This window comes from Marinomonas sp. ATLA20 (assembly GCF_057180105.1).
Genome location: NZ_JBXUKU010000003.1, coordinates 200,809 through 210,666, shown reverse-complemented (window position 1 = coordinate 210,666; position 9,858 = coordinate 200,809). Strand labels below are relative to the sequence as shown.

General features: G+C 44.8%; 11 protein-coding genes. 6 read left to right on the top strand and 5 right to left on the bottom strand.

The genetic code is table 11. The features are described 5' to 3' along the window. Positions 1-7: 7 nt before the first annotated feature. The 4 genes from AC2A4J_RS07385 to AC2A4J_RS07370 all read left to right on the top strand — a co-directional run bounded on the left by AC2A4J_RS07385 (position 8) and on the right by AC2A4J_RS07370 (position 3,726). Positions 8-775 (top strand): electron transport complex subunit E, encoded by a 768-nt coding sequence (locus AC2A4J_RS07385; RefSeq protein ID WP_484175504.1) that lies wholly within the window; start codon positions 8-10, stop codon positions 773-775. A 347-nt stretch (positions 776-1,122) separates the two neighbouring features. Then, positions 1,123-1,758: an endonuclease III gene (gene nth / locus AC2A4J_RS07380; RefSeq protein WP_255825525.1), complete on the top strand. Its 636-nt coding sequence runs from the start codon at positions 1,123-1,125 to the stop codon at positions 1,756-1,758. Between the two features lie 137 nt (positions 1,759-1,895). Continuing rightward, positions 1,896-3,221: an omega-aminotransferase AptA gene (gene aptA, locus AC2A4J_RS07375; protein WP_484175503.1), complete on the top strand. Its 1,326-nt coding sequence runs from the start codon at positions 1,896-1,898 to the stop codon at positions 3,219-3,221. A 178-nt stretch (positions 3,222-3,399) separates the two neighbouring features. Further along, a complete protein-coding gene (locus tag AC2A4J_RS07370) occupies positions 3,400-3,726 on the top strand; it encodes a hypothetical protein (protein WP_484175502.1) in 327 nt (108 codons plus the stop codon). Between the two features lie 51 nt (positions 3,727-3,777). On the opposite strand, the gene AC2A4J_RS07365 is transcribed toward AC2A4J_RS07370, so the two are convergent. From AC2A4J_RS07365 to AC2A4J_RS07345, 5 genes are all read right to left on the bottom strand, one after another. Beyond that, positions 3,778-4,050, bottom strand: coding sequence for an RNA recognition motif domain-containing protein (locus tag AC2A4J_RS07365; RefSeq protein WP_255825531.1), 273 nt, complete (start codon positions 4,048-4,050; stop codon positions 3,778-3,780). Positions 4,051-4,127: 77 nt separating this feature from the next. Next, positions 4,128-5,069 carry a nucleoside hydrolase gene (locus tag AC2A4J_RS07360; protein WP_484175501.1) on the bottom strand — a complete coding sequence of 314 codons (942 nt, stop codon included), beginning with the start codon at positions 5,067-5,069 and terminating at the stop codon, positions 4,128-4,130. Positions 5,070-5,115: 46 nt separating this feature from the next. Next, the gene (locus AC2A4J_RS07355) at positions 5,116-6,012 is read right to left on the bottom strand and encodes a ribokinase (RefSeq protein ID WP_484175500.1); all 897 of its coding nucleotides are present in this window, start codon (positions 6,010-6,012) and stop codon (positions 5,116-5,118) included. A 188-nt stretch (positions 6,013-6,200) separates the two neighbouring features. Beyond that, positions 6,201-7,433: an argininosuccinate synthase gene (locus AC2A4J_RS07350; RefSeq protein WP_255825537.1), complete on the bottom strand. Its 1,233-nt coding sequence runs from the start codon at positions 7,431-7,433 to the stop codon at positions 6,201-6,203. Positions 7,434-7,635: 202 nt separating this feature from the next. Then, on the bottom strand, positions 7,636-8,523 hold the full coding sequence (locus tag AC2A4J_RS07345) for a flagellar protein MotY (RefSeq protein ID WP_484175499.1): 888 nt from the start codon (positions 8,521-8,523) through the stop codon (positions 7,636-7,638). Positions 8,524-8,618: 95 nt separating this feature from the next. Here AC2A4J_RS07345 and rnt point away from each other — a divergent pair, with 95 nt between their 5' ends. Continuing rightward, positions 8,619-9,287 carry a ribonuclease T gene (gene rnt / locus AC2A4J_RS07340; protein ID WP_484175498.1) on the top strand — a complete coding sequence of 223 codons (669 nt, stop codon included), beginning with the start codon at positions 8,619-8,621 and terminating at the stop codon, positions 9,285-9,287. Positions 9,288-9,357: 70 nt separating this feature from the next. Continuing rightward, entirely contained in the window at positions 9,358-9,819 is a 462-nt protein-coding gene (locus tag AC2A4J_RS07335) for a YbaN family protein (RefSeq protein ID WP_255825543.1), read from the top strand. Positions 9,820-9,858: the final 39 nt, after the last annotated feature.

Here is a 9,858-nt window from a genome sequence, read left to right as displayed (position 1 = left end):
TAGCCCCATGACAACGAACTCAGAAGCAGCCGCAAGTGATGCTACTCCAGAAGAGAGTAAGCCAAGCGCCAATTACGCTGAAATCATTTACAACGGCATTTGGAAAAACAACCCAGCCTTAGTTCAATTGCTTGGCTTGTGCCCTATGTTGGCAGTGACCAGCACAGTGGTCAACGCTTTAGGACTTGGGTTGGCGACTATGGTTGTATTGATCGGTTCCAACATTGCGGTTTCCATCATTCGTAATTACGTTGCGGATGCCGTGCGCCTACCGGCTTTTGTGATGATTATCGCGTCGTTTACCACCTGTATCGAATTAATCATGCAGGCTTATACTTACGAGCTTTATCAAATTCTAGGGATTTTCATTCCACTTATCGTGACTAACTGTGCGATTCTTGGACGTGCTGACGCCTTTGCCAGCCGCAACCCTGTGCTACCTTCTGCGCTTGACGGTTTTATGATGGGCTTGGGCTTCATGTTTATCCTTGTCACCTTGGGCGCAATGCGTGAGCTAATCGGACAAGGTACACTGTTTTCCGATATGCAGCTTCTATTCGGTGACATGGCAATTCATTGGAAAATCGTCGTTTTTGAAAACTACCCAAATGTCTTGTTTGCTGTATTGCCACCAGGTGCCTTCATTGGCTTAGGTTTGTTGATTGCCGGTAAAAACTACCTAGACGAACGCGAGAAGAAACGCGTTGCAGCGCAAAAAGCCAAAGACGGCCCAAGTGCATCAAAACGCGTTCGTGTGACTGGGCAAGTTAGTTAACACTTTACACCAAGATCAAGACAACCCCATCCTAGCCTTCCCCTTGAAGATAAGGGGAAGGAATAAAAAAGCTCTAAGCCCCTCCCCCTGCCAAGGGGGAGGTTGGGAGGGGGTCAAAAAATTAATAACCCCATCCTAGCCTTCCCCTTGAAGATAAGGGGAAGGAATAAAAAGCTCTAAGCTCCTCCCCCTGCCAAGGGGGAGGTTGGGAGGGGGTCAAAAAATTAACAACCCCTTCCTAGCCTTCCCCTTGAAGATAAGGGGAAGGAATAAAAAAGCTCTAAGCCCCTCCCCCTGCCAAGGGGGAGGTTGGGAGGGGGTCAAAAAATAAATAAAGGCTATTTACTGTGAACAAAGACAAGCGCTACGAGATTTTTTCTCGCTTACGAGCTGAAAACCCAAATCCCGTAACTGAGCTGGAGTACAACTCGCCTTTTGAGCTTTTGATTGCGGTTTTATTTTCCGCACAAGCCACTGATGTTAGCGTCAACAAAGCCACGCGCAAGCTTTTCCCTGTGGCCAATACACCAGAAACCATGCTGGCCCTTGGTGTTGATGGTCTAAAAAGCTACATTAAAACCATTGGCCTGTTTAACGCCAAAGCCGAAAATGCCATTAAAACTTGCCAAATTCTGATCGAAAAACACAACAGTGTTGTACCTGAAACGCGCGAAGAACTGGAAGCCCTACCCGGCGTTGGCCGCAAAACGGCTAACGTGGTTTTAAACACGGCGTTTCGACAAGTGGCCATGGCGGTGGATACACATATATTTCGTTTTGGTAATCGTACCAAAGTCGCCCCAGGTAAAAACGTATTAGAAGTCGAGATGAAGCTACTTAAGTTTGTGCCAAAGGAATTTCTCTTGGACGCTCACCACTGGATGATTTTGCATGGCCGCTACATCTGTGTAGCTCGTAAACCTAAATGCGATGCCTGTATTATTGAAGACCTCTGTGAGTACAAAGACAAGACATCTACCTAATTAAGTTATAGACCTTTAGTTAAGACTCTTTAGTTAACTAAAGACTAACCTAAATTTAAATAACATCGCATTTATTAAACCTTTCCAGCTCGGCATTCTTACTCTATTAGATTTCACTTTTTTAGAGGGAGAATGCCATGAGTCATCGTTTAACCCAAGCCCAGCTTGATGCCCATTGGATGGCCTACACAGGCAATCGTCAATTCAAAAAAGATCCTCGTATTATCACCTCGGCCGCCGGTAACTATTACACCGACAGTGATGGCAGAAAGATTTTTGATGGTTTGTCTGGCTTATGGACGTGTGGTTTGGGACATAGCAACCCAGCCATTAACGAAGCGGTAGCTCAGCAAGTTAAAACCCTTGATTACTCCCCTGCTTTTCAATTCGGCCACGAGAAGTCTTTCTTGTTAGCAGAGCAAATTACTGAATTTATGCCTGCTAGCTTAAACCGTATTTTCTTTACCGGCTCTGGTTCTGAATCTGTCGATACGGCATTGAAAGTGGCTCGCGCCTATTGGCGTAAGAAAGGCATGGGCACCAAGACCAAATTCATCGGTCGTGCCAAAGGTTATCATGGTGCGGGGATTTCAGGTTTCAGCGTCGGTGGTATTCCTGCAAACCGTACGCTTTACGGCCAAGGTTTAGAATCCTACCACCTTCCTCATACGCAAGTTCCAGGCAGCGAGTTTTCCAAAGGCATGGCCGAGCAAGGCAAAGAGCGCGCGGATGACCTGCTAAATCTAATCATGATGCATGATGCGTCTAACATTGCCGCGGTGATTGTTGAGCCTATGTCAGGCTCCGCGGGTGTGATTGTGCCACCGAAAGGCTATTTACAACGTTTGCGCGAAATCTGTGATCAGCACAATATCTTGTTAATTTTTGATGAGGTCATTACGGCTTTTGGTCGTATGGGCGCAAAAACTGGCGCAGAAGCCTTTGGCGTGACGCCTGACGTGATTACCATGGCAAAACAAGTAACCAATGGCGTTATCCCAATGGGCGCTGTGGCCTTCAAACAAGAGATCTACGATACCTTCATGGATAACGGCGGCCCTGACTACATGCTGGAAATCCCTCATGGTTACACCTATTCGGCTCACCCTATTGCTTGTGCCGCGGCGCTAGCATCACTTGATGAAATCAAGAAGCAAGGCTTGATTGAACGTGTTAACAGCATGAGTTCAAGCTGGGAAAACAGCGTCCACCAGCTGAAAGATGCCAGCCCTATGATCACAGACATTCGTAACTATGGATTTGCCGCAGGTATTACTATTGCGCCAATCGATGGCGAGCCAGCGAAACGTCCGTTCCAAATCGCTATGGCCATGTGGGACAAAGGGTATTATGTACGTTATGGCGCTGATACTATTCAATTAGCCCCGCCATTTACAACAGAGCAATCCGAAATCGACAGCCTGATCAATGCTCTGGGCGAGACAATTAAGCAACAAAACTAACAGACGCTACCAGCCTTAGTAATACACTCTAATCAAGGTGTTGCCGATAAGTTCCCAGCAACACCTTGATTCATATCAGTTTTATCTAGCTATCACTTGTCTAGCATCTTGCACTATAATGGCTGTCCTAGAAGAGTCATCAACGACCTTGGATCTTCACCCAGTAAAGGATAAACCAATGTCTATTTCACATTCGCCTTACGTTCGCTGCTTTTGGACAGGCACATTGTATTTAACCAATGGCAAAACCATGCCTATTCATTGCACACACATATCAACACAAATGATAGAAGTGGAAGCACCTGAAGGTTTACAAGGGTCTAAAATGGTGAAGCTAGAGTTGAAGGCAATTCATGAGGGAAAAATAGCCACTCTGAAAGTATTATGCGATCCGCAACTGGATGTTTTTAACGAGCATAATAAACACTATATAAAACTTAGCTATCACACCATTTCAGATAAAGACGTGAACTTTATCAAAGAATTCGCCGACGCTCATTCCTAGCCCATAACAAAGATAAGCTAGGATAGCGTAGCGGATCACTAGGTGTGAATTTTACTCTGCGTCGTCGCCGTCCGCTTTTTTCGCTGTCTCTTCCGCTTTCTTCACGCGGATTTTAGAACCATCAACATCCATACCGTTTAGGGTTTTGATTGCCACTTTTGCTTCGCCCACTTTTGGCATTTCAACAAAGGCAAAGCCTTTAGATTCGCCCGTTTCTTTGTCCATCACAATCGTGCAAGACTGTAAAGTACCATGAACGGCAAACAAACTTCTCAACTCTTCTTCGGTGGTGTTGCGGGCTAGATTTCTTACTAATAATTTCATATTTTTCTCTTCATAAATAAAAAAGGCATGGACGTTATGCTCCATGCCTTCAAGTTTGATTGCGCCATTCTAACGGTTTAAGACAAGGTTGTCTCAAACAAGGCCAACAATTTTTCACTGTCCACTTCCATGCAAACCTGTGTCATTGGAACATCTTTCCAATGTGGTTCAGGGAAAGTCATGCCTTGTGGTGCAAAAATCGTTTGCCCAATACCAATGCCTTCGCAAGCCACACGCACCGCGCCAAGCTCGACACCAAAAATACTCGGGTCCATTACATAGGCAATCGTCGATGCATCATGGAAGTAACAACCATCCATATCAAAGCGGCTGCTGTAAAAATTAATGTAATGCTGAGCGCAATCATACAAGAAACCACCTTCAGTAGGATTCGCTTCTCTAATACGTTCTAGAATCGGGTTATCCAGCAACACTTGATGAGTGACGTCCAAACCAATCATGGTCACTTGCCAAGGCGCGGTGAAAACCAAATCAGCAGCATGAGGGTCGTTCATGATGTTGGCTTCTGCTACTGGCGATACGTTACCGTATTCAATTGCTGTACCGCCCATTAGAACCACTTCATCAACCAAGTTGGCCACTTCTGGATCAATCTCCAACGCTTTTGCCAAGTTACCTAGCGGACCAAGAGCGATAATAGTCACTTCACCTGGAAACTCACGGACAGTATCAACAATAAATTGCGCGGCACTTTTATCGATGGCTTTACCTTTTGGTGCTGGCCAATCAATATTACCGAAGCCATCTGCACCGTGAACAAAATCTGGATGTGGGCGTGGGGCAATCTTACTTGGTACGGCAACGCCTTTTGCAACAGGCACGTTTACTTTCGCAATCTCAGTCAAGGTGATGGCGTTTTGTGTTGCCAAATCTACAGACACATTACCAAAGGTTGTCGTTAAACCTAGTACATCAAGCTGTGGTGCCTGAAAGGCGAAGAAGATCGCCATTGCATCGTCTATACCTGGATCTGTATCAATTATAATTTTACGAGCCATGTTTCAATTCCTCTTTTCACTATTCGTTGTTGGCTATGTATTTTGGCTAACGGTTGTGCTTAGCAAGAAAGGCCGTCACTTCATCTTGCGTTGGAATTGCTGATGCGGCACCTAAGCGAGTAACGCAAATTGCCGATGCGGCACAGGCACGAGTAATAACCTGCGTCATATCTTCATCATTCATTAGAGAAGACAAGCAAAAACCAATAAAGGTATCGCCAGCTGCTGTGGTATCAACCGCTTCTACAGAAAATGCTTTTACCGATAACTTCTCATTACCGTTAAAATAACACACCCCCGCTTTGCCAAGCGTCATCAATACAGCAAGCTCAGGATAAGCCTTTGGAAACGCTTCAATCGTGCTATCTATGTCTGCCGTGCCAATCAAATCCATGGCTTCGACTTCGTTAACTATTAACAAATCAACAAAACCAAGCACTTTCTTAGTGAGCTCCGCATCCATAGGCGCTGGATTAAATGCGACCTTAACTTTGTTCTCTTGCGCTTTGCGCATGATATATTCAATCAGGTTAGTTTCGTTTTGTAGTAACACCCAATCACCAGCGTTTGCTTGCGACAATACTTGGTCAACCTGTTCTTCCGTTAGCGCATGATTCGCACCTTGGTACAAAATAATCGAGTTTTCCGCTTCTTTGGTTAGCTGAATAATCGCATGACCGGTTGGTACATCAATTCGGTTTATCAAGCCGGTATCAACACCAAGGGATTCTAGCTGATCAATCACAGCTTGATCACTGTGATGAATCGCACCAACGTGTTTTACATCAGCGCCCGCTTTAGCAAGAGCTACGGATTGGTTTGCCCCTTTACCACCCAATAAACACTGATAGTTATTAGATGCCATGGTCTCGCCTGGTCGAACAAAATGATCTAGCTGATAAAGGTGGTCGAGGTTAATCGAACCAAAGTTATAAATTGTCATAATTCTCTTCCTTCAAGATCAGCGTGCTTATTTTATCGGCACATTTTATTCCACTGCTCATTTTTCAAAGCATGCATGCTATGTCAATTTACCAGCGAATACTGACCAAGTGTACAAAAATAAAAAACGCTCCAATTCTGCAAGAATGGAGCGTTTTTTGAAAGCTTATTTTCTATATCAACAAGTAATTACTTATCGTTATCTAGAAAACCACGACCTTTTTGAGCGGCAATACGCATACGAAGCGCATTCAACTTGATAAAGCCTGCAGCATCTTTCTGATCGTAAGCACCAGCATCGTCTTCGAATGTTGCGATAGAGCTATCAAACAAGCTGTTTTCAGATTGACGACCAACAACCGTTACGTTGCCTTTGTACAATTTAAGACGAACCGTACCGTTAACATATTTCTGAGACGTGTCGATCATCGCTTGCATCATGCGACGCTCTTCAGACCACCAGAAACCGTTGTAAATAATTTTCGCGTAACGAGGCATCATTTCGTCTTTCAAGTGCATCGCTTCGCGGTCTAGCGTAATAGACTCAATCGCACGGTGCGCACGCATCATGATGGTGCCACCAGGTGTTTCATAACAACCACGTGCTTTCATACCAACAAAACGGTTTTCAACTATGTCTACACGGCCAATACCGTTCGCGCCACCAACCTTGTTTAATGTTTCCAAGATGGTTGCAGGAGACATAGCTTCACCATTGATAGAAACTGGGTCGCCTTTTTCGTAACCGATTTCGATGTAAGTTGCTTCATTTGGCGCATCTTCAGGAGATACAGACCAACGCCACATATCGTCTTCTGGCTCTGTCCATGGATCTTCCAACTGGTCACCTTCAAAAGAGATGTGCAGTAGGTTAGCGTCCATAGAGTAAGGTGATTTTTTCTTCTTAGTAGAAAAATCCACTGGGATATTGTGCTTTTCGCAGTACGCCATTAGGGTTTCACGAGACGTTAGGTCCCACTCACGCCAAGGGGCAATAACTTTAACGCCAGGTTTCAACGCGTAAGCGCCAAGCTCAAAACGTACTTGGTCGTTACCTTTACCTGTTGCGCCGTGAGAAATGGCATCTGCGCCAGTTTCATTGGCAATCTCGATCAAGCGTTTAGCGATCAAAGGACGCGCAATGGACGTACCTAATAGGTATTCGCCTTCGTAAATAGTGTTAGCACGGAACATTGGGAAAACGAAGTCGCGAACAAACTCTTCGCGCAAATCTTCAATGTAGATTTCCTTAATACCCAACGCTTGAGCTTTAGCACGAGCTGGTTCAACTTCCTCACCCTGACCCAAATCAGCGGTAAAGGTAACCACTTCACAGTTATACTCTTCTTGAAGCCACTTCACGATTACGGAAGTATCCAGGCCGCCAGAATAGGCAAGCACTACCTTCTTCACGTCAGACATTATCTCTATTCTCCTCAACGAGCTCGCGCTCCCACGCCAATGCTTTAAAACCAGTACATGGCGGCGCAAATAATTTAAAAAAAGGGGCTGTAAGTGTAAGATCTCGATTCTTGCTTAGCAAGCAAAAAGCCCTGCTCTACTAAGATAATTCAGTAAAACAGGGCCCTTTTAGTAAATTATAGAGAATCAAATAATATATAAATCAACTTGCGTCATTTTTTTCCAAGCGAATCGTCACGCGTCGGTTACGTTCTCGGCCTTGGCTCGTATTATTCGTCATAGCAGGATAGCGCTCACCGTGATAACGAGAAATAATTTTCCCTGCGGGCACGCCTTTCTCAAGCAAATACGAGGTAACTTTTTCCGCTCGTACTTTTGACAGTTCACGGTTATCTCGGCGAGAGCCAATAATATCCGTGTGACCATCAATATAAATGTACTCGACACTTGGGTCAGACGACACGTATAAGGCAACCAAATCCAAACGCGCCTTAATTCGATCAGTAAGGTTCACACCATTGGTTGGAAACAGAGCCGCCGTTCTGGCGATTTGATCGTAGTTCACCGGTAACAAACTAGCCAAACAGCGTCTAAATTCATTGTACGCTGGGGCAAAATTAATATTCGACAAGCCAACTTCCACAGTCTCGCGATTGTTTTCCCAGGCCGTTCCTGCGACAACAGGATGACGCCCACGATCCAAACTCGTGAGCATTCTTTCCGCGACTTTGCCGCCCACTTCCACCGTTAACCCGTAACCAGGATAAGGCAGAATATCTAAGGTTTCTGGCCTTAATCCTGGCGACCAATCTGGTGCTTGGGAAATAATATACACCTGACCGGGACCAAGCTTTTCATTCTGCGGCTGCAAAATAAACTTCATTGGTTCGCCCGCTTCTTTTATAAAGTGGCCTTCGCCATAGTTCGGCACGGGGTGCGTTAAACTGCACGAAAAAATGTCGCCCGAAAGTAGCCACTCAGAATCCGAAATACCGGATTGATAGTGAGTTATGGCCTGGGCTTGCATAAATGGCATAGCAGCAGCCAATAAAAATGTTGTGCGAATTAGAAGTAGTTGGGGAATTCCCATTTAGACATCTCGTTCAAGCATTATCAAATGTGTTATGATCCGATCCTATTGTATACCGTTACTGTTGATCAAGCGGCAGAATTAAGGACCTTCTTTTGTCAAACCATGAAATCAAAGATAGATTCCGCGGCTTCCTACCTGTTGTTATCGACGTAGAAACCGCAGGCTTTAATCAAAAAACCGATGCTTTATTAGAAATGGCAGCCAGCATCCTTCGAATGGATGAAAATGGCGACTTATATATCCATGAAACATTAGAGTTTTTGATTAAGCCATTTGAAGGCGCAAACCTTGAAAAAGCAGCGCTGGACTTTACAGGCATAGACCCTTTTGCTCCCGATAGACAAGACATGCCAGAAAGCGAAGCACTTGGCCAAATGTTTAGCAAAGTTCGAAAAGAACTAAAGTCTGTTGGCTGTAAACGTGCCATTCTTGTTGGCCACAATGCTGCATTTGACCACGGATTTTTAAACGCAGCTATTGAGCGAGTGGATATTAAGCGCAACCCATTTCACCCTTTCTCTAGCTTCGATACCGCAAGTCTAGCAGGTTTGGTATTTGGACAAACAGTATTAGCAAAAGCCTGTGAAGCGGCGTCTATTCCATTCAGTAACTCCGAAGCACATTCGGCAAAGTACGATACGGAAAAAACCGCAGAACTATTTTGTGAAATGGTGAATCGCTTAAAACGACTTGGTGGCTGGCCACTGGTTGAAAACGAAGCAGAAGATAGCATGGCCGCTATTTTTAATTCAGGAAAATAGCTCAATTGGAAAAACGCGTTTTTACGTGGATAACGCGTTTTTTTATTTACCCTTTAGAGAGTGCATTCATATGCAAGGAAAGCGAATCTTATATTTGATGCTGGGCTGGTTCTCTCTGATCACAGGCATCATTGGCATTTTCCTTCCCTTACTTCCCACAACACCGCTGGTGTTACTCGCTGCTTGGTGTTTCTCTCGTTCCTCTGTACGATTCCACACATGGTTGATTGAACATAAATTCTTTGGCCCTATTGTGCGTGATTGGCAATCTTCAGATGGCATCCCTCGCAAAGCAAGAAACCGTGCCATTATTTTTATGTGGGCCGGTATGGCCATTTCGATCTTTATTGTTTCTCGCTTTTGGGCAACGATAGGATTAATTACCATAGGCCTCTGTGTCAGCACTTATTTATTACGCATGCCGATTCGTTCTGAGGGCGTATCAACCGCAGACAGTACGAACATCAATGAGCCTGACAATGAATCGTCAGACACATTAAAAAAGCCAGAAGAAAAAGACGGAACCAACTAACCAATAGCCACTTATTTTTACATACACAGCAGAAAGGCA